The organism is Mycobacterium sp. MS1601 (assembly GCF_001984215.1).
Classification (GTDB): Bacteria; Actinomycetota; Actinomycetes; order Mycobacteriales; family Mycobacteriaceae; genus Mycobacterium.
In genome coordinates, this window is record NZ_CP019420.1 from 1,688,798 (window position 1) to 1,710,648 (window position 21,851).

A 21,851-nucleotide genomic window follows, 5' to 3' on the forward strand; every position below is an offset into this window, starting at 1 on the left:
GGAACAGCTTATTCGCTCCGCGCACGGGCGAACGCCCGCGCCGCCGCCGGGGCGCCGAATCCGTGCAACAACACGCTCCCCAGCACCACGACCACCAGGATCAACAGGATGGTGTTCTCGTCGCCGCCCTCGATCACATTGAAGGCCAGCAGCCCGAACACGATCGACGAGGCCCCTCGCGGTCCCAGCCAGCCCAGCAGCAATCGCTGCGACCAGGGGAAACCGGATCGCAGCATCGCCAGCTCGACCGGGAGCATGCGGATGAGGGTCAGGGCCAGCAGGCAAAACACCACAATGCCCACCGTCAGGTCGGCCCGCCAGTATGCGATCAACGCCACACCGCCCAGGACGAACCACATCGCCGACGTCAGCAGAAAGCCGATGTCGTCGAGCAGTTCCAGCTCGTGCTCGGGATCGGCCGAGTGCCGGAAGACGTGATAACCGATGCCGCACAGGAAGGCCGCCACGAAGCCGTTGGCGCCAACAGCGAGGCTCAGCGTGTAGGCCAGCGCCGGTGCCACGACGACGATGACGCGCCCCGATTGCCGGGTGGTGAGGCCGGCCCGGTCCGCGGCGTTGGCGGCCACGGCCAGCCCGGCTCCGACGCCCAGCCCGACGACGATGGCCAGCACCGCGTGCGGCACCGCACTGCTGACCTGTTCCCAGAGGGTGTCCGCGCCGTCCTGATGGTCGGCCATCGCCAGTGCGAAGACGAAGACCGGCGAGATGATGCCGTCGTTGTACCCGGCCTCCACGTTGAGCAGTTTCCTGACGCGGGAGGGCACCTGCACGTCGCGGATGGTGTTCGGGGACGGGGCGAAGTCGATGGGCACCACAATGCAGGCGATGATCAACACGATGGGCCACGACAGCCCCGGCAGCAGCCACAGTCCCAGTGCCACAGCCAGTGCGAGACTCAGCGGCAGCGCGAGGAACAGTAGCCGCGTCGCTGACCGCGGGTAGGCCCCCAGCAGCCCGGATCGGATGGTGTTGGCGTCGACGAAGAGCAGCACCGCGAGGATGATCTGCGCAGCGTGCTCAGCGGTCTCCGAGTTCAGCGTGTCCGCGAGGGTTCCGTGCGTGGTGTACTCCACCACCGCCCCCGCGAGCACCAGCAGCAACGGCGAGGAGATGCGCAGGCGTTCCAGACGCGCCGCGGCCAGCCCCCACGCTGCCAACACGATCGAGATGACGACGATCGACAGCAGCACGCAGCAATCTAACCAGCGGCGACTGATCAGTCGCTGGGCGCCGCCACGCAGAAGGCGTTGCCGTCCGGGTCCGCGAACACCACCCAACTGAACTCGGGCCCGAAATCATGCCTGCCCGTTTCGACGGCCCCCAGCGACACCAGGCGCTGCACTTCCTGTTCGAGGTCTCGCGCCGAGAAGTCCAGGTGCACCCTGTTCTTCCCCGGCGTCGGATCCTCGACGCGCTGGAAACCCAGCCTTGGGCCCGACTCCTGTACCACCATCACGAACTCGCCCGGGGCCACCGCATTGACGGTGCCCGCCACGGCCTCGGCCCACCACTGCGCCAGACGGTCAGGGTCGGTGCAGTCGAACGTGATCATCTCCACGGCCAAGCTCATTGACGTCATGTCCGCCAGGCTAGGTCAGCCCGGTGACAGAAAAGCCCGGAGTGCCGCGGCGTAGGTGACCACATCGTGTGCCCCCATCAGCTCACGCGCCGAGTGCATGGCCAGCTGCGGGGCGCCGACGTCGACGGTGGGGATACCGGTGCGCGCCGACGTCATGGGCCCGATGGTGGAACCGCACGGCAGGTCCGCGCGGTGCTCGTAGCGCTGCAGCGGCACCCCGGCCTGGCGGCAGGCCAGCTCGAATGCCGCGGCGGTGCGCCCGTCGGTGGCGTAACGCAGGTTGGGCTGCACCTTGAGTACGGGTCCGCCGTTGACCTCGATCAGGTGACCCGGTTCGTGGCGATCCGGGTAGTTGGGGTGGGTGGCGTGGGCCATGTCGCCGGAGGCCACCAGGGAACCGGTGAGCACCCGCAGGAAGTCCTCCCGCTGTCCCCCGGCAGCGAGCACGATCCGCTCCAGCGTCGTGATCAGCAGATCGGACTGCGCGCCGTGATCCGATGTCGACCCGACCTCTTCGTGGTCGAACAGGGCAAGCACCGGGATGTGCGCTCCGGGTGCTGCGGACAGGAACGCTTCCAGCCCGGCATAGCAGGTGCCCTGGTTGTCCAGCCGGGGCGCGCTGATGAATTCTGCGTGGGTGCCCCAGACCACCGATGGTGTGAGGTCGTGGGTCATCAGGTCGAAAGCGAGCACGTCGGTGGGGTCGATGCCCGATTCGCGGGCCACGTGATCGACGAACGCCCCGGGACCGCCCGTCGCCCACACGGCGTTGACGTGCCGCTGCGGATCCGGTGACACCCCCTTGCGGTCATCGGAGAGGTGGATCGCCAGTTGCGGCACCCGCAGCAACGGCGCGTCGATCCGCACCAGGTGGTGGGAGATGCCCACACCGTCGCGAACCGACAGCCGCCCGCTGATCCCGAGGTCACGATCCAGCCAGGAGTTCAGCCATGCTCCGCCGTAGGGCTGCAGCGCCACCAACGTCCACCCCGCCACCGCCCGATCGGGGTGCTGTTTGACCCGTAGGTTGGGGCTGTCGGTGTGCCCGCCCACCACTCGGAACGGCCTGCCGGTGTCGCCTTCGCTGTTCCAGGCCACCAGCGATCCGGCGCGCAGTACGAAGTACTGACCGTTGCCCGGCCACAGCTGCGACTCCGACAGTTCGGTGTAGCCGGCGGCACGCAGCCGCGCCGCCACGGTCTCACACACGTGGTACGGCGACGGTGATGCGTCGATGAACTCACACAGGTTCTGGGGGCTAGCAGGCATATTCACCATCTTTGTCGCTCCGAACGCAGCCGTTGCCGTTAGGGTCACATCGTGCCTGACGGACAGCCCCAACCGATCCTGGCGCCGTTGACCCCTGCGGCCATCTTCATGGTGGCCACCATCGCCGACGGCGGCGAGGAGACGGTGCACGACGCGCTCGCCGACCTGTCGGGCCTGGTGCGCGCGGTTGGGTTCCGCGACCCTTCCAAGCACCTGTCGATGATCACCTCGATCGGCTCCGACGCCTGGGACCGGTTGTTCACCGGACCACGCCCGGCGCAGCTGCACCCGTTCGTCGAGATCACCGGTCCGCGCCATCATGCGCCGTCGACGCCGGGAGACCTGCTGTTTCACCTGCGCGCCGAAACCCTGGACTTCTGTTTCGAACTCGCCGGCCACGTGATCCGGTCCATGGCGGGCGCGGTGTCGGTGGTCGACGAGGTGCACGGATTCCGGTTCTTCGACAACCGGGACCTGATGGGTTTCGTCGACGGCACCGAGAACCCCGACGGCCCGGTGGCCGTCAACGCCACCGCCATCGGCGCCGAGGATCCTGATTTCGCCGGCGGGTGTTACGTCCACGTACAGAAGTACGTGCACGACATGAGCGGCTGGAACGCGCTCAGTGTCACCGAGCAGGAGCACGTCATCGGACGTAGCAAGCTCGAGGACATCGAACTCGATGACGCCACCAAACCCGCGAACTCCCATGTGGCGCTGAACGTCATCTCCGACGCCGACGGCAACGAACTCAAGATCGTCCGGCACAACATGCCGTTCGGCGAGATCGGCAAGGGCGAGTTCGGCACCTACTACATCGGGTACTCGCGTACGCCCGCGGTCACCGAACGCATGCTCAACAACATGTTCCTGGGTGATCCGCCGGGCAACACCGACCGCATCCTGGATTTCTCCACCGCACTCACCGGCTGCCTGTTCTTCAGTCCGCCGGCCGATTTCCTGGACGACCCACCGCCCCTTCCCGAAGCGGGGCAGGCGCAGGAAGCCATCGAAACACCCTCGTACCGCGGCTCATTGGCGATCGGCAGCTTGAAAGGAAGACAATGAACAACCTCTACCGCGAGCTGGCTCCTGTCACCACCGCGGCCTGGGCGGAGATCGAGCTCGAGGCCACGCGAACCTTCAAGCGCCACATCGCCGGTCGCCGGGTGGTGGATGTCAGCGAGCCGGGCGGTCCGGTCACCGCGGCCGTGAGCACCGGGCATCTGCTCGATGCACCGTCACCCAGCGACGGCGTGGTCGCCCACCTGCGGGAAAGCCGTCCGCTGGTGCGGCTGCGGGTGCCGTTCACGGTCAACCGCACCGACATCGACGACGTCGAACGCGGGTCGCAGGACTCTGACTGGGACCCGGTGAAGGAGGCCGCCCGCAAGCTCGCGTTCGCCGAGGACCGGGCCATCTTCGAGGGCTACGAGGCGGCGGGCATCGGCGGCATCCGCAAGTGCAGTTCCAACCCCGCACTCGCATTGCCCGAGGACCCGCGAGAAATCCCGGACGTCATCGCCCAGGCCCTGTCGGAACTGCGACTGGCCGGTGTCGACGGCCCGTACGCGGTGTTGCTCTCGGCGGACGTCTACACCCAGGTCGCCGAGACCACCGCCCACGGGTATCCGATCCTCGAGCACATCAACCGACTGGTCGACGGGGACATCATCTGGGCCCCGGCCATCGACGGTGCGTTCGTATTGTCCACGCGCGGTGGCGATTTTGATCTGCAGCTCGGTACGGACGTGGCAATCGGATACCTGTCGCACGATGCCGAGACCGTGCAGCTGTACCTAGACGAGACGCTGACGTTCCTGTGCTACACCGCCGAGGCGTCGGTGTCGCTCAGCCGCCCGTAGCCCGCCCGACTGTGAAGATCTGCTCAAGATCTGCGCAGGATTGTCCGTCGCGCATCGGCTAGCCGGTGGCACGGGGCACCATGAGTCTCATGGAACACCCATCCGAGCAGGCGAAGGGCTATCGCGCGCTGGTGGTCGACGACGAGATGCCGCTGGCCGACGTGGTGGCCAGCTACCTGGAACGTGAGCATTTCGAAGCCGTGGTGGCCGGCGACGGGCTGGAGGCCGTCGCCGTGGCCCGTGAACTGGACCCCGACGTCGTCGTCTTGGACATCGGCCTGCCGGGGATCGACGGCCTCGAGGTGTGCAGGCAGCTGCGCACGTTCTCCGACGCCTACGTGGTGATGCTGACCGCTCGGGACACCGAGATCGACACTCTCCTCGGCCTCACCGTCGGGGCCGACGACTACATCACCAAACCCTTCAGCCCGCGCGAACTCGTTGCACGCATCCGGGCCATGCTGAGGCGGCCTCGGGTGCTGCGGTCCCCCGCCGAGCCTGCGAGCACACCCCCGCGCCGATTCGGTGCCTTGAGCATCGACCTCGACGCCAGGGAAGTCCGTGTCGACGACGAGCCGATCCTGTTGACCCGCACCGAATTCGACATCCTGGAGGCGCTCTCGAGCCGACCGGGCAAGGTGATGGGGCGGCGACAGTTGCTCGAGATCGTGCGCGACGGCCCCTGGGTCGGCAACGAGCACCTGGTGGACGTCCACATCGGGCACCTGCGGCGAAAGCTCGGCGACGACGCCAGCCGGCCACGCTTCATCACCACCGTGCGCGGCGTGGGATACCGGATGGGCACCGCGACATGACCGGCTTCGGGCCCCGGCTACTGGCCGCGCAGGCTATCGTCGTGCTCACCGGCGCAGCCACCACCTGGGCCGTTGCCGCGGTGGTGGGCCCGCCCCTGTTCCGTGAGCATCTGCACAGGGCCGGGGTGTCGATGCATTCCCTGGAACAGCTCCACGCCGAGGAGGCCTATCGGTACGCCACCATGCTGTCCATCGGCGGGGCACTCGCGGTGTCGGCACTGGCCGCGCTCGCAGTCAGTTGGTATGTCAGCAGGCGGCTGCAGAGGTCCATCACCGAGGTTGCGGCGGCGGCGTCCTCGGTGTCCGAGGGAGACTACGACATCCGGGTGTCACCCCCACGGCTCGGGGAGGACTTCGACGCGCTGGCGGGCGCCTTCAACCGGATGGCCACCCGTCTGCAGGCAGTCGACTCCACTCGGCGGCAGTTGTTCGGCGACCTGGCACATGAGATCCGCACTCCTGTCGCGGTTCTGGAGGCCTATGTGGAGGCGCTCGAGGACGGCGTGCGCACCCTGACCCCGCAGACGGCGACCATGTTGCGCGACCAGACCCGGCGTCTGGTCCGGTTCTCCGACGATGTGGCCGCCCTGGCTCAGGCCGAAGAGAGCGCGGTCGCGATGACCTACGGGTCCATCGACGTGGGGCGGCTGGCACGCCGATGCCTGGCCGCCGTGCAGGAACGGTACGGCGGCAAAGGTGTGGAGTTGCGCCTGCGCGTCGACGACGACGTGCCGTCCCTGTGGGGCGACGAGCAGCGGCTGTCCCAGGTGCTGGCGAATCTGCTGGACAATGCGTTGCGCCACAGCCAATCCGGAGGCGCGGTCGAACTCGGCTGTACCCGCGACGGACACCATGTGCTCATCACTGTCGCCGACACCGGTGACGGTGTGGCCGCCGAGCACCTACCCCGCTTGTTCGAGCGGTTCTACCGTGCCGATGCCGCCAGGGACCGCGAACACGGCGGCGCCGGCATCGGTCTGGCCATCGCCAAGGCTCTCGTCGAGGCGCACGGCGGCACCATATCGGCCACCAGTGCGGGTCAGGGAGCGGGCGCGACGTTCACCGTCCGGTTGCCCATTTCCTAACGGCTACCCAGGATCTCACGCATCGTGGTGATCTCGGCTTGCTGCGAGGACACGATGTTGGTCGCCATCTCGATGGCCGCCGGGTACCCACCGTTGTCGATCTCGCTCTGGGCCATGGTGATCGCGCCCTCGTGGTGTTGGATCATCTGCTCGAGGAACAGTCGGGTGGCATCGGCGCCCTGCGCACCTGCCAGAGCGGACATATCGTCGTCGGACATCATCCCGTGGCCGCTGCCCGACATCCCCGGCATGCCCATGTCGTGGCTCGGCATGGACATCGAGCCCCATTCCCGCAGCCAGGCCTGCATGGTGTCGATCTCCGGGCCCTGAGCATCCTTGATCTGCTGGGCCAACGACGTCACCCGCGGATCGATGCCCTGCTTGCCCAGCAGCAGGTCACTCATCTCGATGGCCTGCTGATGATGCGGGATCATCATCATGGCGAACATCATGTCGGCTTGATTGTGCGCGACAGCGCCACTGGACACAGATGTCGACGGTGGCGGCGGAGCCGATGCCGCCTGGGTGTCGGTCGCCGTGTTCGAACATGCGCTGACGACAAGAGCCGCGGCCGTCAGCGCTGCCAGGCTGAAGCCATATCGGTTGGGCTGCATCGTGATCCTCCCTCGAACGTGCCCGAGTTGCCGGGTGATTCCAGCTTCGGGCGCGCGAGTATGGGTCGATTCGCCTTCCGATGAAGGTTCGATGAAGACGGGACCGTCAGGCGGTCAGCACCGCGTCCAGTGCGGAGTAGAAGATGCCAAGGCCGTCATCCGACGGCCCGGTGAGCGCCTCGGTGGCGTGCTCGGGATGGGGCATCAGGCCGACGACGCGGCCGTTGGCGGAGCTGATGCCTGCGATGTCGCGCTGCGAGCCGTTCGGGTTCTCGGCGTAGCGGAACACCACCCGGCCTTCGCCTTCGAGCTCGTCGAGCACGGACTCGGGCGCCACGTAGCGTCCCTCACCCGACTTCAGCGGCACCAGGATCTCGGCGCCGGGGTCGTAGCGCGACGACCACGCCGTGGTGGTGTTCTCCACTTTGAGCCAGATGTCGCGGCAGACGAAGTGCAGGCCGGAATTGCGGGCCAGTGCGCCGGGCAGCAGACCGGACTCGCACAGCACCTGGAAGCCGTTGCAGATGCCGAGCACAGGCATGCCGCCTTGGGCGGCTTTGATCACCTCACCCATCACGGGGGCAAACCGGGCAATGGCTCCGCAGCGCAGGTAGTCGCCGTAGGAGAAACCGCCGGGCACGATCACCGCGTCGACACCCTTGAGGTCGGCGTCGGCGTGCCAGAGGTTCACCGACTCCGCGCCCGCCAGCCTGGCAGCGCGGGCGGCGTCGACGTCGTCGAGTGTGCCGGGGAAGGTGATGACGCCGACGCGGGCGCTCACGCCGGTTCCCTGGTGACGGTGAAGTCCTCGATCACAGTATTGGCCAGCAGCGATTCGGCGATCTCGGCGAGCGTGTCGTCACTGACACTGTCGTCGACCTCGAGCTCAAACCGCTTGCCCTGCCGCACATCTGAGATCCCGCCGTGTCCGAGACGACCGAGGGCACCGACGATTGCCTGGCCCTGCGGATCGAGAATCACGGCCTTGGGCATCACATGGACTACTACCCGGGCCACGTGGGCTCCTTACTGGTCTTCTTTGCGATACGTCTTGCGCGACGGACTCGATTCTATCCACACGACGACAGGTAGGCCTCGCACAGTGGTGCGGTGATCGCGTCGAGCACGCGTCCGTCGGCAACCGGGGCCCACGGCACCGCCTGCTCCGCGCTGGACGGCACGGTCCGCCACACCACCAGTTCGGTGATCGAACTGCTCTGCGGATGGGCCACCAGGTACTGGTGGGCGATGGTGGGTCCGGAGATCACCGCGGCCATCCGCACGTCATCGACGGTGGTGATGGACGGTGACAGCCCGGGTACCGCGCAGGCTCGCAATGCCGCCACCGCGAAGTCGAACACCGACATGGCCATCTCCCCACCACGCCAGGTTTCACCCCGCCAGTGCAGTACCTGGGCCCGCATCTGCCACTGCCCCGGCGGCGCCGTCACCTCCGCTCTGGCGGCCACCACAAAACTGCGGGGGTCGTCGGTGGGCAGCGGCGTCGCACAGAGCTCTTCGGAGTAGAAGCGGGGTTGGCGCACCGGCACCGCCAGGTCAGCGAGGTCCGGCCAGTGCAGATCGTCGGCCAGGGGCAGCGTGTGCACTGCGGGCCAGGCAGTTGCGGGGATCGTGTCGCAGGTGGGTGGGCAGGTCTCCGACCGTGGCAACGCACGCGCAGTCGGCGTCACCACCAGCACCCATCCCACCAGCACACCGGTCAGGATCAGTCGGACCATCGCACCCCCTCGACTCCCCGGAGCACAATCGTAGGCATGGAACTGACGCATTTCGGGCATTCGTGCCTTCTGGCGAGCTTTCCGGACACCACGATCCTGTTCGACCCCGGGACGTTCTCGCACGGCTTCGAAGGCATCACCGGCCTTTCTGCCATCCTGATCACCCATCAACATCCCGACCACGCGGACCCCGAGCGACTGCCCGCGCTCGTCGCGGCCAACCCGCAGGCCAAGCTCTATGCCGACCCGCAGACCACACAACAGCTCGGCGGCGCGTGGCAGGCCGTCCATGTCGGTGATCAGCTCAGCGTCGGCGGGTTGACGGTGCGCGGTGTGGGCGGCAGGCATGCCGTCATCCACCCGGAAATCCCTGTCATCGACAACATTTCATACCTCGTCGGCGACGGCGAGCATCCTGCCCGGCTCATGCATCCCGGTGATGCGCTGTTTGTGCCCGACGAGCCCGTCGACGTGCTGGCCACCCCGGCCGCGGCGCCGTGGATGAAGATCTCCGAAGCCGTCGATTATCTGCGGGCCGTCGCACCCACCCATGCTGTGCCGATCCACCACGGTGTCGTGGCCCCCGAGGCGCGGGGCGTCTACTTCGGCAGGCTCACCGAGATGACCGACACGGACTTCCGGGTGCTGAAGGAAGAGACCGCGACAGCACTGTGACCCGGTTGGTGTTCACCGGTCACATCGCCGGCTTCGGCACCCTGGCCGGTGTCCGGGTGGTGGTCGGGATGTGGCGTCAGTCGCCGTTCGGCAGTTTCTCCGACGTCATGGTGCAGACTCCTGACGGCGTGCGGACACTGCTCGCCCCCACTGCCGAGGTGGCCGAGTTCGTTTCCACCACATACTCATTCGACGACGTTGTGATCGCCGCGGTGGAGACGGTGATGGCGGCCGGGCGGGTGGATGTCGCCGGTGCCGGCCTGCGGGCCACCTTGACGGTGGGCGGACCCGCACCGCTGGACCGGCTGCTGCGCCTGGTGCCGGGATCGGTGGCGACGGCCCCGTGGTGGCTACGGGCCGTCGACCCGCTTGCCAGTCGGCTGGTGCCCGGCGTGCATACCGCGGGCACGGCGGGCAACGGCCGCCGCGAGTTCTACGGCGTCCGACGAACCCGTCGCATCACCGCGGTCTCCGGGCGCTTCGGGGTGCTGGCGCTGGGCGGCCTGGCCGATCTGTTCCCACCGGTCGAGTTCGGCTTTTCCTCGGCTCCCCCGCTGCCGCAACTGGTGTCCGTCACCACCACCATCGAGCTGTGACTCACGGTGGATCCGAGAACCCGCGCATCACGTCGTTCAGCGGCGGGACCCGCCAGTTTGTACCGTATACGCAACAGCGGTGGTCGTATAACGGAAAGGGATGCACGGTGACCTCTGGGGGGCAATCCAAGCGTGTGCTCGACGAGTTGCGCAGCCAGGTCGTGACCGGCGCCATCGCGCCCGGGGTGACCATGTCGCAGACCGAACTGGCCGCGCGGTTCGGGGTCAGCCGCATTCCGCTGCGCGAGATCTTGCCGCCACTGGCCAGTGAGGGCCTGATCCGCATCGGAGATGGCGGCGCGGTCACCACCACGCCGCTCAGCGTCGCCGAACTGCAGGAGATCTACGAGATCCGCGAGAACGTCGAACCGCTGCTCACCAAGATCGCGGTACCCAATGTGGGTCGCGCGGAAGTGCTTCGCATGCGGACCGTCCTGGCCCGTATGCAGGAGACTTCCGATACCTGGGAGTGGCTGACCCTCAACGCCCAGTTCCACGGAATTCCGTATCAATGCGCCCACCGCCCCCGGTTGCTGGGGCTGGTCAATCAGTACCGTGCGCTGGCAGATCGCTACATCTATGTGTTGGTCGAGGTGCTCGGCAACGCCAAGGAGATCGACCGCCAGCACGCCGGGATCCTGGAGGCCGTCGCAGCGGGCGACGCCAAGGCCGCTGCGGAACTGACCCGTCAGCACCTCGCCGACAGCCACGCCTTTGTGCTCAGCTACCTGCTCGAGAAGGACTGAGCCAGCATCCGTTCCAGGGATTTCGGCGTGTTTCCGGTCGCTCAGCGGTCGGAATCACGCCCAAATCACGAGATATCCCGGGCGGCACCACGGCCCGCCGCCCGGCCGGAGAAGATGCAGCCGCCCAGGAAGGTGCCCTCGAGCGCACGGTAGCCGTGCACACCGCCGCCGCCGAAACCGGCCACCTCCCCCGCGGCGTACAGGCCGGGGATGGCCGCACCACCGTCGCCGAGCACCCGGGAATCCAGATCGGTCTCCAACCCGCCCAACGTCTTTCGCGTCAGGATGTGCAACTTGACCGCGATCAGCGGCCCCGCCTTCGGATCGGTGAGCCGGTGCGGGGCGACCACGCGGGTGATCCGGTCGGCCAGGTAGGCCCGCGCCCCGCGGATCGCGGTGATCTGGCCGTCCTTGCTGAACCTGTTGGTCACCTCGCGGTCGCGGGCGGTCACCTCGGCTTCCACCTTGGCGAAGTCGAGAGGTTCGACATCAGGTAGCGCGTTCATCTTCGCGACCAACTCACTCAGGGTGGCTGCACTGACAAAGTCGACGCCACGGTCGACGAATGCCTGGACCGGTGGTGGCGCACCGGGCTTGACCCGTTGCAACACCTTGCGGATGTCACGACCGGTGAGATCGGGGTTCTGCTCCTGCCCGGACAGGCTGAATTCCTTCTCGATGATGCGCGCGTTCAACACAAACCACGTGTAATCGTGACCGGAAGCCACAATGTGTTCGAGCGTGCCCAGAGTGTCGAACCCGGGGTACAGCGGGCCGGGCAGCCGCGTGCCGGTGGCGTCGAGCCAGAGCGACGACGGGCCGGGCAGGATCCGGATGCCGTGGTTGGGCCAGATCGGATGGTAGTTGGTGATGCCCTCGGTGTAGTGCCACATCCGGTCCCGGTTGATGACGCGGGCTCCGATGGATTCGGTGATGCCGATCATCCGTCCATCGACGTGCGCGGGCACCCCTGCGAGCAGCTGATCGGGCACCCGGCCCATCCGGGTCGGCCAGTTCTTCCGGATCAGATCCAGGTTGTGGCCGATTCCACCGCTGGTGACCACTACCGCCGACGACCGGAACTCGAACTCGCCCACTGCTTTTCGTGACGATGCCACACCTCGCGCCGCCGTTGACGGTTCCAGCACCGTGCCACGTACACCGGTCACCGCCCCGGCATCGACCAACAGTTCGTCGACCTGATGGCGGTGCGCGAAACGCACCCGAGAGTTCCCCAGCAGTCGGCGGGCGAACACGTCGACCAGCCCCGGTCCGGTGCCCCAGGTGATGTGGAATCGCGGCACCGAATTGCCATGTCCCAGAGCGTCGTACCCACCGCGTTCGGCCCAGCCGACCAGAGGGAAGATCTGGTGCCCGCGCTCATGCAGCCAACTGCGTTTCTCACCCGCCGCGAAGTCGACGTAGGCGTGTGCCCACTGCCGCGGCCAGTAGTCCTCGGGACGGTCGAAACCCGCGGTGCCCAGCCAGTCCTGCAGTGCCAGCTCGTGGCTGTCTTTGATGCCGAGGCGACGCTGTTCGGGGCTGTCGACGAAAAACAGGCCGCCGAACGACCAGAATGCCTGGCCCCCGAGGTTGGCTTCGTTCTCCTGGTCCACCAGCAGCACAGTCTTGCCGCGTTCGGCCAGCTCACAGGCGGCCACCAACCCGGCGATGCCCGCTCCGACCACGATGACGTCAGCGTCCATGACGCCAACCGTACTGACTCGGCGGTGGTCCGGGCCTGTTTCCCGGCTCCTTGCGCTCCGTCAGGCAGCGTCCAGTAACGCAGGACGGGGTGACCACTGGTAGACGGTCGGGGTGCTGCCGTGCAATAACGCCAGATCCACGGCGTCGAGGACCGCCTGCCGCGGGCCCGGCTTGCGCAGCTGACGCGCCGAGACGGCCAACCGCACGATGCCGCCGCGGCGGGCGGTGCGCTCCGCGGAGAGCACCAACGTGCGGCACCACCACGGCTCTGTCAGGAAGCCCGCCCCGATGCCGAGCACCCTGGTGCGCACCGTGGTCCCACGCACCAGGTCGGTGATGCCCGACAATCCGGCCAGCAGGCGAAACCCGTTGCGCGGCAACACTGTGATCACTCCGGGCGACACCGACCAGCCCGGAGCCGCGAACAGCCGGGTGCGCAGCCCCACGTGGTCGAGAATCCGGTCGGCGGCCATCAGCCGTAGATTGGCCTCGTGCGCCTGCAGCACGGCGAACTCGCTACGGCGCAGCTTCGTGGCAGCCTCGTCATAACCATGCAGCACCAGCGCATCCCCGGCGTTGCGGCGCTCGGTCAGCCACTGCACGGTCGGGGCGTCGGTGTCCAGCCGGTAGCCGCCTTTGAGCCGCGGCGCGATGAACAGCGACAGCGGCACCGACCTCTCGGCCAATTGCTCGCGTAGCGCCACCACATCGCCCAGCACGCGGTTGTCGATCCCGGACACCGAGACGATCAGTTGCCCACCCATGCCCGAAGTGTGACAACCGCAGGTGTCCAGTCGGTGTCAGACACGTGTGCACCAGCCGTCTAGTTCGGCAGCACTGCCTCGATGGCGCTGATCACCTCGGGGGCATCGGGGACAGTCTGGGGGCGAAACCGGTTCACCACCGTCGCACCGGGCGCCAGCAGGAACTTCTCGAAGTTCCACTGCACGTCGCCCGCGGCGCCGTCGGCGTCGGCGGTCTTGGTGAGCTCGGCGTACAGCGGATGCTGCTGCGCACCCTTGACGTCGGTCTTGGCCAGCAGCGGGAACGTCACTCCGTAGGTGGTGGAGCAGAACGTCTGGATCTCCTCGGCGCTGCCGGGCTCTTGCCCCATGAACTGGTTGCACGGTACGCCGAGCACGGTCAGGCCGCGGTCGGCGTAGTCGCGGGCCAGCTGTTCGAGGGCGCTGTACTGCGGGGTCAGTCCGCATTTGGAGGCGACGTTGACCAGCAGGACAGCGCGGTCGGCGTACTCGGCCAGCGAGGTGGGCTCGCCGCCCAGAGTGGTCAACGGGATGTCGGTGAGGCTCATGCTCTGACGCTAGCTCAACCCCGGAACAACATCTCGGTCAGTCTGCGTGCGGTCGCCACCGGGTCGTCGGCGGGCACCGCTTGGTTGAGCCACAGCATGGCGTAGCCGTGCACCATCGACCACGCGGCCAGCGCCGCACCTTCGGGATCGGCGGCGGCATGCGGGTCGGTCAGGGTGGCCACGCCCCGGCCGAGTTCATTGCGGGCGGCGATCTGCGCCGCCACCAGTTCCGGATCCTGGTCGTTCACCAGCGATTTGGCGAACATCACCGCAAACGGGCCCGGGTTCTCGACGGCGAACTGGACATAGGCCAACGCCGCTGCGGAGAAATCGGGCCGGCTGTCGGCCAAAGCCGTTGCCAGCTTCTGGAAGCCCTGTGTTGCCAGGGCGGTGAAAAGCCCTCGCCGGTCGGTGAAGTGGTGGGCGGGGGCGGCATGCGACACCCCGGCCTCGCGGGCCAACTCCCGCAACGACAGCTGCTCGGCGCCGCGTTCTGCGATCAGGCGCGCGGCCTCGGCGAGGATGACCGCGCGCAGGTCACCGTGGTGATACGTCGCCCGGCTCACTGCCATCCACCCCTGCTGTGGTCAGCAACCAAGCGTACTGGAATGCCACTTCCTTCCACCGCTCATACCGTCCGCTGATACCACCATGACCTGCGCTCATCTGTGTCTTCAGTAGCACCGGGTTGGCATCGGTCTTGGTATGCCGCAGTGCGGCAACCCATTTCGCCGGTTCCACGTAGTACACCCTGGTGTCATTGAGTGACGTCATCGCCAGGATGGCCGGGTATTCCTTGGCCCCGACGTTTTCGTACGGCGTGTAGGACTTCATGTACGCGTAGACCTCGGGGTCTTCGATGGGGTTACCCCACTCGTCCCACTCGGTGACCGTCAGGGGCAGCGACGGATCCAGAATCGTGGTCAGTGCGTCGACGAACGGCACCTGCGCCAGGATCCCGGCGAAGGCCTGCGGGGCCAGATTGGCCACCGCACCCATGAGCAGACCTCCCGCACTGCCCCCGAGTGCCACCAGATTCTGCGGCCGGGTGACGCCGGTGTTCGCCAGATGTTCTGCCGCGGCGATGAAGTCGGTGAAGGTGTTGCGCTTTTCCAGCAGCTTGCCGTGCTCGTACCACAGCCGGCCCATCTCACCGCCGCCACGGACATGGGCGATGGCGAACACCATGCCCCGGTCCAGCAGGGACAGCCTCGCGATGGAGAATCGGGGGTCCTCACACGACTCGTACGCGCCGTAGCCGTAGATCAGGGCAGGGGCCGGCAATGCGACGCCCACTCGGCTGATCACCGAGATCGGCACCCGGGCCCCGTCGGGGGCCACCGCCCAGTCCCGACGTTCGGTGTAGTCCTGCGGCCGGTAGTCCCCGAGCACGGGCTGCTCGCGCAGCAGGGTGCGTTCTCCGGTGATCAGGTCATGGTCGTACACCCGTACGGGGATCACGAACGAGGTGGCCGCGATGCGCAGCCGCGGCGCATCCCAGTTCGGGTTGCCGCCCAGCCCCGACGACATCAGTTCGGATTCGAACTCGAGCTCTTCGGGCTTGCCGTAGTTCCCGTTGATGATGGGCCACAACTGGATTCGCGGCAGCGCTTCGCGGCGGTAGCTCACCACCAAGTGCCCGGCGAAGGCGTCCACGCCCTCGAGGCGGACGTCGTCGCGGTGCGGGATCAGGGTCCGCATACTGGTGGGGTCGGCCACCGGCGCCTCGGCGAGGGTGAAGTTGACCGCGCCGTCGTTGTGCAGGATGAGAAAGCGATCCTCACCACCGACCACCGCGTGATCGATCGAGTACTCGACGCCAACCCGGCGCGGCAGGATGCTGGTGAACTCGGCGGTCGGGTCGGCGGCGTCGGCGTAGAACACCTCGGAGGTGATGGCCGAGCCCACGGCGATCAGCAGGTATTTGTTGCTGCGGGTGCGGCCCATGCCCACCCAGAACTTCTCGTCCGGTTCGTGGAACACCTTCTGCGCGGGCAGGCCGCTGCCCAGCCGGTGCCGCCAGACGGTGTCGGGGCGCCAGGCGTCGTCCACCGTGGTGTAGTACAGGGTCTCGCTGTCGGCAGACCAGGTGACACCGGCGGCGATCCCCACGATTTCGTCGGCGTACATCTCACCGGTGCGTAAGTCCTTGAACCGCAGCGTGTATCGCTCGTCACCGCGGACATCCACCGAGTACGCCAGGATGTTGCCGTCCAGGCTCACACTTGCAGCACCCAGGGAGAAGAACTCGTGCCCCTCGGCTTCGACATTCTCGTCGAGCAGCACCAACTCGCCGGGCACCTCGGTGTTCTCGTCGAGTTCAGGCGGGGTCCAGTCGTCGGGGTGACGGACTGGGCAGCGGCAGTGCACGCCGTACTGCTTGCCCGCAAAGCTGCGACCGTAGTACCAGTAGTCGCCGCGCCGAGTCGGCACCGACAGGTCGGTTTCCTTGGTCCTGGCTTTGATCTCGTCGAAGATCTTCTGCCGCAACGGTTCTTGGTCTGCGGTGATGCTGTCTGCGTAGGAGTTCTCCGCTTCGAGGTGACCGATCACCTCGGGGTCTTCCTTGGCGCGCATCCACTCGTAAGGGTCCAGGAACACGTCGCCGTGGAACTCGCGGCGCTTGTCGATACGCTTTGCTTTGGGGGGCTGCGGGTGACCGTTCACGAATTGGGTCCGATCCAGTCGGCGAAGCTCAGGCCTGAAATGCGTTCGTAGGCTTCGATATAACGGCTGCGGGTAGCTTCGACGATATCGTCCGGCAAGGGCGGTGGCGCGGCCGCTCCCAAGCGGTCCCAGCCGGAATCCGGTCCGGTGAGCCAGTTGCGGACGAACTGCTTGTCGAAGCTGGGTTGCACCACGCCCTGCTGGTAGGTGTCGGCGGGCCAGTACCGCGAGGAGTCGGGGGTGAACACCTCGTCGGCCAGGCACATGTCGCCGTTCGTGTCGACACCGAACTCGAACTTGGTGTCGGCGATGATGATCCCCTTGGCCAGGGCATGATCGGCGGCTTGGGTGTAGATCTGCAAGGTCTTGTCCCGCAGCTGGTTGGCCCGCACCTCGCCCACCTTGTCGATCACTTGGTCGAAGGTGATGTTCTCGTCGTGGTCACCCAGTTCGGCCTTGCTGGCCGGGGTGAAGATCGGTTCGGCGAACCGGCTGGCCTCACCGAGCCCCGGCGGCAGCGCGATCCCGCACACCGAACCCGTCGCCTGGTAGTCCAGCAGGCCAGAGCCGGTCAGGTAGCCGCGTGCCACACATTCGATCGGCATCATCTCCAGCTGCCGCACCACAAGTGCGCGGCCCAGCACCTCCTGCGGGATCCGGGGATCGTCTTGTCTGCCCGCAAGGTGATTGGGCGTGTCGATCAGGTCGAAGAAGAACACGCTCATCGCCGTGAGGATCCGGCCTTTGTCGGGGATCTCGCTGGCCAGGATGTAGTCGAACGCCGAGATGCGGTCCGAGGCGACGAACAGCAGGTGCTCGTCGTCGATGCGGTACAGCTCGCGGACCTTGCCGCTGGCAATGTGCTGGTAGTCGGACAGAGCAGGACGCATCGGGCCAGCCTAACGGCCGCGCGTCGGGCGGCGACGTGCTGGGATCAACCTCATGACCTCACGCACCCGGTTTCTGCCGTACGCCACGACACCGCGCCGGCTACTGCTTCAACTGGTCAGCGACGCGGTGATCCTGACCTGGACGGTGATCTGGGTGACGGTGGGTGTCGCCGTGCATTCCGCGATCGCCACCATCGCCGCGGTCGGCAGACAGGTGCAGAGCGGGGCCAACGGCATCGCCGACAATCTCGAGTCCGCGGGCAACAGCGTCAGTGGTGTGCCGTGGATCGGCGATGACCTGCGAGGTCCGCTGATGTCCGCGGGTGAGGCGGCCCTGGATCTGGCCGGTGCAGGAGGGGAACTGGATCAGACCGCGAGTTGGTTGGCCTGGGTGCTGGCGCTGGCGGTGGCGTCGCCGCCCATCCTGGCCCTGGCGATGCCGTGGCTGGTGCTGCGTATCCGGTTCTTCCGGCGCAAGTGGACGGCGCTGACGCTGGCGTCGACGCCGGCCGGTGAGCAGTTGTTGGCGATGCGTGCGCTGGCCAACCGTCCGTTGCGGAAGCTGACGTCGGTGAGCATGGATCCGGTGGGTGCGTGGCGCCGCGAGGACGCCGTCACCATCCGTGGCCTGGCCGCCCTCGAGCTCCGCGCCGCCGGCATCCGCATCAAAGAGTGATTTCGGCGTGATTCATGTCGCTACGCGACCGAATTCACGCCGAAACCGCTGACACGGGAACCGTTCGTCTCGATTCGTCGACCAACCAAGCATGATCGACGAACATCTACGCTGCCATGACGGCGTGATAACCCTCGCCCAAGCCATGGCTTGCGGCCTCAGCCCCAGCGCGGTGGCGCGGCGCGTCCGCTCCGGACACTGGAAGCGGTGCGGCCCGTCCGTGTTCTTCGCCGACGACCGGCCGTTCACCACTGCGGCGCGCATTCGGTCTCAGGTCTGGTCATACGGCCCTCGTGCCGTCGCTTTCGGGCTCACTGCGGCGTGGTGGCACGAGCTGACCGTGAGGCCGCCAGAACTCGTCGAGGTGACGGTTCCGCGGGGCAGCAATGGTAGGCGTCGGTCGGGCACCCGGCTGCGGCGACGCGACCTGAAACCCACCGACGTCGTCGAGCGCAACGGACTGCTGGTCACCTCGTTGGACCTGACCGCTCTCGAAGCGGCCGTCAGCCGCGGAGGGGGTCCGGTTGTGATGGACACTGCGCTGCAGCGCCACACCGAACTGCCGCAGTTGTGGGTCGCGCACCTGCGCAACAAGGGTCGCCACGGCTCGCCCCGCGCTCGGATCTACCTGCAGGCAGCCGGCGACAACACCCGGTCGAAGGCCGAGCGCCTCTTCGTCCGTCTGCTCACACAGCACCACATCGCCGGGTGGGTGGCCAATCACCCCGCCGGCGGTTACGTCATCGACTTCGCATTCATCACAAGCAAGGTCGCCGTCGAGATCGACGGGCTGGCTCATCACAGCGACGCCGTGACATTCGGCAAGGACCGCAAGCGGCAGAACGAGTTGATCCTGATGGGCTGGCGAGTGCTCCGCTTCACCTGGTGGGACCTGACCGAACGCCCTGACACCGTCCTCTCCCAGCTCAAAGCCGCGATTTCGGCGTGATTTCAGTCGGTCAGCGACCGGATTCACGCCCAAATCGCAGAAAAAGGTGACGGAGGCCTGTGTGACGGTTGCTGCGGGTCCACTCGACGGAGTCCACCGCCACCGAGGAAAAGCGCGCCAACAGCTCCTCGAACAACACCCGCAGCTCCAGCCGCGCCAGGTTGGCGCCCAAGCAGTAGTGCACACCGTGGCCAAAGCCCAGGTGCGGGTTGGGCTTTCGTGTCACGTCGAACACGTCGGGTTCGACGAAGACCGACGGGTCCCGGTTGGCCGACCCCTCCCACACCACCACCTTGTCCCCCGGCGACAGCTCGCAACCACCCAGGACCGTCGGCGCGGTGACGGTGCGCCGCTTCGACGGAGACGGCGACGTCCAGCGCACCATCTCCTCGATCGCGGTGGGCAACAGCGCCGGGTCGGCACGCAGCAAGGCCCACTGCGACGGGTACGTCGCCAACGCCAACAGCCCGCCGGCGACGGCATTGCGGGTGGTCTCGGCGCCGGCAGAGAACAGCAGACTGAAGAACAGGTAGAGCTCGAGATCGGAGAGCACCCCGGAGGCGGCCACCACCGACAGCATGTCATCGGCGGGCTCGGCGCGCTTCAGCGCGATCAGCTCCATCCCGTAGGTGTACATCCGCGACGCCGCATCCTCCGACGACAGCTGGCCGATGGCAGCCGACCGGGAACCGCCGAAATCGAACTGCGGCTCGATGGCCTGGAACAACCAATGTCGTTCGGTATCAGGAATTCCCAGCAGAATGCAGATCATCTGCATGGGCAGTTCCGCGGCCACCGACACCAGGAGGTCGACAGGAGAATCGACAGGGACGGCGTCCAGCAGCGCGGCGGCACGCACACGCAGATCGTCCTCGACGCGGCGGATCATTCGCGGGGTCAACCCCGAGCTGACCAGGCGGCGGATCTGAGCGTGCCGGGGATCGTCCATCATGTTGAGCACCTGCCCGGAGATCGACAGATCCTGCAACAGGGTGCCACCATAGGCGCGCGAGCCGCCGGTCACCGAGGAGAACAGCACCGGATCACGCAGTACGGCATGGGTTTCCGCGTGGGTGGCCACCGACCAGAATCCCTCGCCGTCGGGGGTGTGCTCGGTGGGCTCGTGCCAGAACACCGGCGCCTCGCGGCGATGGGCCGCGAAGATCTCATGCGGGAACCCCGACGCGAAGTTGTCCAGGTCAGTCAGGTCCGCCCGCATGGTGTCTACAAGATCGCGCCGGGCGTGTACTCGGCAGCGTCGGGGTACTGCGCAACCAATTCCGACACAGCCGAAACCACTTGGTCCACTTGGTCTCCCGCGGCGCCGATAAACGCCCCCTTGTCGGCCAGCGCCGCATCCAACGCAGCACGGTCCAGCGGCAGCCGAGGATCGGCCGCCAACCGATCCAAAAGATCAGGCTCGGAACCCTTTTCCCGCATCGCCAGGGCAACGGCCACGGCGTGTTCCTTGATCACCTCGTGCGCGGTTTCGCGGCCCACCCCGGCACGCACCGCGGCTATCAGAATCCGGGTGGTCGCCAGGAACGGCAGGTAGCGGTCCAGTTCCCGCTGGATCACCGCGGGGTAGGCACCGAACTCGTCGAGCACCGTCAGGAACGTCTCGGTCTGCCCGTCCAGCGCATAGAACGCATCCGGCAGCGCGACGCGACGCACCACCGAGCAGAAGACGTCGCCCTCGTTCCATTGCGCCCCAGCTAATTCCGCTGCCATCGAAGCGTAACCACGCAGGATCACCTGCAAGCCGTTGACGCGTTCACACGAGCGGGTGTTCATCTTGTGCGGCATGGCCGACGACCCGACCTGTCCGGGTGCGAATCCCTCGGTGACCAGTTCGTGCCCGGCCATCAGCCGCACGGTGTGCGCGAACGACGACGGGCCAGCGCCGAGTTGCACCAGCGCCGAGACCACATCGTGGTCCAGTGAGCGCGGGTACACCTGCCCGACACTGCGAAACACCGACGAGAATCCGAGGAACGAAGCCACTCGAGACTCCAGCAAGGCAAGGCGAGAGGCGTCACCGTCGAACAGGTCCAGCATGTCCTGCGCGGTGCCCATCGGGCCCTTGATGCCACGCAGCGGATACCGGTCGATCAGCTCCCGCACCCGGGTCAACGCCACCAAGACTTCCTCGGCGGCCGAGGCGAACCGCTTCCCCAACGTGGTGGCCTGCGCGGCGACATTGTGCGACCGCCCGGCCATCACCAGGTCGCGATACTCGACGGCACGGGCCGCCAAGCGAGAAGCCACCGCCACCCCGTGGGCGAACACCAACTCCAGCGACTGCCGGATCTGCAGCTGCTCGACGTTCTCGGTGAGGTCGCGGCTGGTCATGCCCTTGTGCACGTGCTCGTGGCCGGCCAGGGCGTTGAATTCCTCGATACGTGCCTTCACGTCGTGGCGGGTGACCCGCTCACGGGCGGCGATCGATGCCAGATCGACGTCCTCGATCACCCGCTCGTAGTCCTCGACCACCCCGGAAGGAACCGGCACCCCGAGCTCGATCTGGGCGCGCAGCACAGCCAACCAGAGTCGCCGTTCGGCGACGATCTTGGCCTCCGGCGACCAGATGGCCGTCATCTGCGCGCTTGCATACCTCGAGGCCAGGACGTTCGGAATACTCACGAA

24 protein-coding genes are annotated in these 21,851 nt (G+C 67.0%); 9 read left to right on the forward strand and 15 right to left on the reverse strand.

The features are described 5' to 3' along the window. Nucleotides 1-8 precede the first annotated feature (8 nt). From BVC93_RS08295 to BVC93_RS08305, 3 genes are read right to left on the reverse strand one after another with little or no spacing between them, the layout of a single operon-like run. Nucleotides 9-1,211 (reverse strand): cation:proton antiporter domain-containing protein, encoded by a 1,203-nt coding sequence (locus BVC93_RS08295; RefSeq protein ID WP_083736751.1) that lies wholly within the window; start codon nucleotides 1,209-1,211, stop codon nucleotides 9-11. A gap of 26 nt (nucleotides 1,212-1,237) precedes the next feature. Beyond that, nucleotides 1,238-1,591, reverse strand: a complete 354-nt coding sequence (locus tag BVC93_RS08300) for a VOC family protein (protein WP_083736752.1) — start codon at nucleotides 1,589-1,591, stop codon at nucleotides 1,238-1,240. 24 nt (nucleotides 1,592-1,615) lie between these two features. Next, nucleotides 1,616-2,869 (reverse strand): M18 family aminopeptidase, encoded by a 1,254-nt coding sequence (locus tag BVC93_RS08305; protein WP_083736753.1) that lies wholly within the window; start codon nucleotides 2,867-2,869, stop codon nucleotides 1,616-1,618. A 108-nt stretch (nucleotides 2,870-2,977) separates the two neighbouring features. Here BVC93_RS08305 and BVC93_RS08310 point away from each other — a divergent pair, with 108 nt between their 5' ends. The 4 genes from BVC93_RS08310 to BVC93_RS08325 all read left to right on the forward strand — a co-directional run bounded on the left by BVC93_RS08310 (nucleotide 2,978) and on the right by BVC93_RS08325 (nucleotide 6,634). Then, nucleotides 2,978-3,937 carry a Dyp-type peroxidase gene (locus tag BVC93_RS08310; RefSeq protein WP_236950424.1) on the forward strand — a complete coding sequence of 320 codons (960 nt, stop codon included), beginning with the start codon at nucleotides 2,978-2,980 and terminating at the stop codon, nucleotides 3,935-3,937. Continuing rightward, the gene (locus BVC93_RS08315) at nucleotides 3,934-4,734 is read left to right on the forward strand and encodes a family 1 encapsulin nanocompartment shell protein (RefSeq protein WP_083736755.1); all 801 of its coding nucleotides are present in this window, start codon (nucleotides 3,934-3,936) and stop codon (nucleotides 4,732-4,734) included. Before BVC93_RS08310 ends, BVC93_RS08315 begins: the two co-directional genes overlap by 4 nt. An 89-nt stretch (nucleotides 4,735-4,823) precedes the next feature. Further along, the gene (locus BVC93_RS08320; RefSeq protein ID WP_083736756.1) at nucleotides 4,824-5,549 is read left to right on the forward strand and encodes a response regulator transcription factor; all 726 of its coding nucleotides are present in this window, start codon (nucleotides 4,824-4,826) and stop codon (nucleotides 5,547-5,549) included. After that, the gene (locus tag BVC93_RS08325) at nucleotides 5,546-6,634 is read left to right on the forward strand and encodes a sensor histidine kinase (RefSeq protein WP_083736757.1); all 1,089 of its coding nucleotides are present in this window, start codon (nucleotides 5,546-5,548) and stop codon (nucleotides 6,632-6,634) included. The genes BVC93_RS08320 and BVC93_RS08325 overlap by 4 nt, the downstream gene beginning before the upstream one ends. Here BVC93_RS08325 and BVC93_RS08330 read toward each other — a convergent pair. The 4 genes from BVC93_RS08330 to BVC93_RS08345 all read right to left on the reverse strand — a co-directional run bounded on the left by BVC93_RS08330 (nucleotide 6,631) and on the right by BVC93_RS08345 (nucleotide 8,987). Next, nucleotides 6,631-7,248, reverse strand: coding sequence for a DUF305 domain-containing protein (locus BVC93_RS08330; protein ID WP_083736758.1), 618 nt, complete (start codon nucleotides 7,246-7,248; stop codon nucleotides 6,631-6,633). The genes BVC93_RS08325 and BVC93_RS08330 overlap by 4 nt on opposite strands. A 106-nt stretch (nucleotides 7,249-7,354) precedes the next feature. After that, a complete protein-coding gene (gene purQ, locus BVC93_RS08335; RefSeq protein ID WP_083736759.1) occupies nucleotides 7,355-8,029 on the reverse strand; it encodes a phosphoribosylformylglycinamidine synthase subunit PurQ in 675 nt (224 codons plus the stop codon). Next, nucleotides 8,026-8,265, reverse strand: coding sequence for a phosphoribosylformylglycinamidine synthase subunit PurS (purS, locus tag BVC93_RS08340; protein WP_083736760.1), 240 nt, complete (start codon nucleotides 8,263-8,265; stop codon nucleotides 8,026-8,028). Before purS ends, purQ begins: the two co-directional genes overlap by 4 nt. A gap of 53 nt (nucleotides 8,266-8,318) precedes the next feature. Continuing rightward, the gene (locus BVC93_RS08345; RefSeq protein ID WP_157516822.1) at nucleotides 8,319-8,987 is read right to left on the reverse strand and encodes an ATPase; all 669 of its coding nucleotides are present in this window, start codon (nucleotides 8,985-8,987) and stop codon (nucleotides 8,319-8,321) included. A gap of 36 nt (nucleotides 8,988-9,023) precedes the next feature. Between BVC93_RS08345 and BVC93_RS08350 the strand changes: the two genes are divergently transcribed. From BVC93_RS08350 to BVC93_RS08360, 3 genes are all read left to right on the forward strand, one after another. Next, on the forward strand, nucleotides 9,024-9,662 hold the full coding sequence (locus BVC93_RS08350; protein WP_083736762.1) for an MBL fold metallo-hydrolase: 639 nt from the start codon (nucleotides 9,024-9,026) through the stop codon (nucleotides 9,660-9,662). Beyond that, on the forward strand, nucleotides 9,659-10,258 hold the full coding sequence (locus tag BVC93_RS08355; protein WP_083736763.1) for a hypothetical protein: 600 nt from the start codon (nucleotides 9,659-9,661) through the stop codon (nucleotides 10,256-10,258). The genes BVC93_RS08350 and BVC93_RS08355 overlap by 4 nt, the downstream gene beginning before the upstream one ends. Before the next feature lie 107 nt (nucleotides 10,259-10,365). Beyond that, nucleotides 10,366-11,004, forward strand: a complete 639-nt coding sequence (locus tag BVC93_RS08360) for a GntR family transcriptional regulator (protein WP_192860227.1) — start codon at nucleotides 10,366-10,368, stop codon at nucleotides 11,002-11,004. Between the two features lie 65 nt (nucleotides 11,005-11,069). On the opposite strand, the gene BVC93_RS08365 is transcribed toward BVC93_RS08360, so the two are convergent. From BVC93_RS08365 to BVC93_RS08390, 6 genes are read right to left on the reverse strand one after another with little or no spacing between them, the layout of a single operon-like run. Continuing rightward, on the reverse strand, nucleotides 11,070-12,710 hold the full coding sequence (locus BVC93_RS08365; protein ID WP_083736765.1) for an FAD-binding dehydrogenase: 1,641 nt from the start codon (nucleotides 12,708-12,710) through the stop codon (nucleotides 11,070-11,072). Nucleotides 12,711-12,770: 60 nt separating this feature from the next. Then, the gene (locus tag BVC93_RS08370; protein WP_083736766.1) at nucleotides 12,771-13,475 is read right to left on the reverse strand and encodes a DUF2334 domain-containing protein; all 705 of its coding nucleotides are present in this window, start codon (nucleotides 13,473-13,475) and stop codon (nucleotides 12,771-12,773) included. 59 nt (nucleotides 13,476-13,534) lie between these two features. Next, the gene (locus tag BVC93_RS08375) at nucleotides 13,535-14,023 is read right to left on the reverse strand and encodes a glutathione peroxidase (protein WP_083736767.1); all 489 of its coding nucleotides are present in this window, start codon (nucleotides 14,021-14,023) and stop codon (nucleotides 13,535-13,537) included. A 14-nt stretch (nucleotides 14,024-14,037) separates the two neighbouring features. Then, on the reverse strand, nucleotides 14,038-14,589 hold the full coding sequence (locus BVC93_RS08380) for a TetR/AcrR family transcriptional regulator (protein WP_083740895.1): 552 nt from the start codon (nucleotides 14,587-14,589) through the stop codon (nucleotides 14,038-14,040). Next, a complete protein-coding gene (locus BVC93_RS08385) occupies nucleotides 14,561-16,690 on the reverse strand; it encodes a S9 family peptidase (protein ID WP_083736768.1) in 2,130 nt (709 codons plus the stop codon). The genes BVC93_RS08380 and BVC93_RS08385 overlap by 29 nt, the downstream gene beginning before the upstream one ends. Next, nucleotides 16,687-17,580 (reverse strand): phosphoribosylaminoimidazolesuccinocarboxamide synthase, encoded by an 894-nt coding sequence (locus BVC93_RS08390; protein ID WP_083736769.1) that lies wholly within the window; start codon nucleotides 17,578-17,580, stop codon nucleotides 16,687-16,689. The genes BVC93_RS08385 and BVC93_RS08390 overlap by 4 nt, the downstream gene beginning before the upstream one ends. Nucleotides 17,581-17,632: 52 nt before the next feature. Between BVC93_RS08390 and BVC93_RS08395 the strand changes: the two genes are divergently transcribed. Then, the gene (locus BVC93_RS08395) at nucleotides 17,633-18,256 is read left to right on the forward strand and encodes a hypothetical protein (protein WP_083736770.1); all 624 of its coding nucleotides are present in this window, start codon (nucleotides 17,633-17,635) and stop codon (nucleotides 18,254-18,256) included. A 91-nt stretch (nucleotides 18,257-18,347) separates the two neighbouring features. Continuing rightward, complete coding sequence (locus tag BVC93_RS08400; RefSeq protein WP_083736771.1) at nucleotides 18,348-19,205, forward strand: type IV toxin-antitoxin system AbiEi family antitoxin domain-containing protein; 858 nt, start codon at nucleotides 18,348-18,350, stop codon at nucleotides 19,203-19,205. A 10-nt stretch (nucleotides 19,206-19,215) separates the two neighbouring features. Here the strand turns inward: BVC93_RS08400 and BVC93_RS08405 are convergent, their stop codons facing one another. Beyond that, nucleotides 19,216-20,424 carry a cytochrome P450 gene (locus BVC93_RS08405; protein WP_083736772.1) on the reverse strand — a complete coding sequence of 403 codons (1,209 nt, stop codon included), beginning with the start codon at nucleotides 20,422-20,424 and terminating at the stop codon, nucleotides 19,216-19,218. Nucleotides 20,425-20,429: 5 nt separating this feature from the next. Further along, on the reverse strand, nucleotides 20,430-21,848 hold the full coding sequence (purB, locus tag BVC93_RS08410) for an adenylosuccinate lyase (protein WP_083740896.1): 1,419 nt from the start codon (nucleotides 21,846-21,848) through the stop codon (nucleotides 20,430-20,432). Nucleotides 21,849-21,851: the final 3 nt, after the last annotated feature.

Bases quoted from the DNA above. Each gene is read 5' to 3' on its own strand.
- BVC93_RS08320 (WP_083736756.1), top strand. From the start codon at position 4,824: ATGGAACACCCATCCGAGCAGGCGAAGGGCTATCGCGCGCTGGTGGTC.
- BVC93_RS08315 (WP_083736755.1), top strand. From the start codon at position 3,934: ATGAACAACCTCTACCGCGAGCTGGCTCCTGTCACCACCGCGGCCTGG.
- BVC93_RS08400 (WP_083736771.1), top strand. From the start codon at position 18,348: ATGATCGACGAACATCTACGCTGCCATGACGGCGTGATAACCCTCGCC.
- BVC93_RS08330 (WP_083736758.1), bottom strand. From the start codon at position 7,248: ATGCAGCCCAACCGATATGGCTTCAGCCTGGCAGCGCTGACGGCCGCG.
- BVC93_RS08350 (WP_083736762.1), top strand. From the start codon at position 9,024: ATGGAACTGACGCATTTCGGGCATTCGTGCCTTCTGGCGAGCTTTCCG.
- BVC93_RS08375 (WP_083736767.1), bottom strand. From the start codon at position 14,023: ATGAGCCTCACCGACATCCCGTTGACCACTCTGGGCGGCGAGCCCACC.
- BVC93_RS08300 (WP_083736752.1), bottom strand. From the start codon at position 1,591: ATGAGCTTGGCCGTGGAGATGATCACGTTCGACTGCACCGACCCTGAC.
- BVC93_RS08345 (WP_157516822.1), bottom strand. From the start codon at position 8,987: ATGGTCCGACTGATCCTGACCGGTGTGCTGGTGGGATGGGTGCTGGTG.
- BVC93_RS08325 (WP_083736757.1), top strand. From the start codon at position 5,546: ATGACCGGCTTCGGGCCCCGGCTACTGGCCGCGCAGGCTATCGTCGTG.
- BVC93_RS08395 (WP_083736770.1), top strand. From the start codon at position 17,633: ATGACCTCACGCACCCGGTTTCTGCCGTACGCCACGACACCGCGCCGG.
- BVC93_RS08370 (WP_083736766.1), bottom strand. From the start codon at position 13,475: ATGGGTGGGCAACTGATCGTCTCGGTGTCCGGGATCGACAACCGCGTG.
- BVC93_RS08405 (WP_083736772.1), bottom strand. From the start codon at position 20,424: ATGCGGGCGGACCTGACTGACCTGGACAACTTCGCGTCGGGGTTCCCG.
- BVC93_RS08305 (WP_083736753.1), bottom strand. From the start codon at position 2,869: ATGCCTGCTAGCCCCCAGAACCTGTGTGAGTTCATCGACGCATCACCG.
- BVC93_RS08310 (WP_236950424.1), top strand. From the start codon at position 2,978: ATGGTGGCCACCATCGCCGACGGCGGCGAGGAGACGGTGCACGACGCG.
- BVC93_RS08390 (WP_083736769.1), bottom strand. From the start codon at position 17,580: ATGCGTCCTGCTCTGTCCGACTACCAGCACATTGCCAGCGGCAAGGTC.
- BVC93_RS08365 (WP_083736765.1), bottom strand. From the start codon at position 12,710: ATGGACGCTGACGTCATCGTGGTCGGAGCGGGCATCGCCGGGTTGGTG.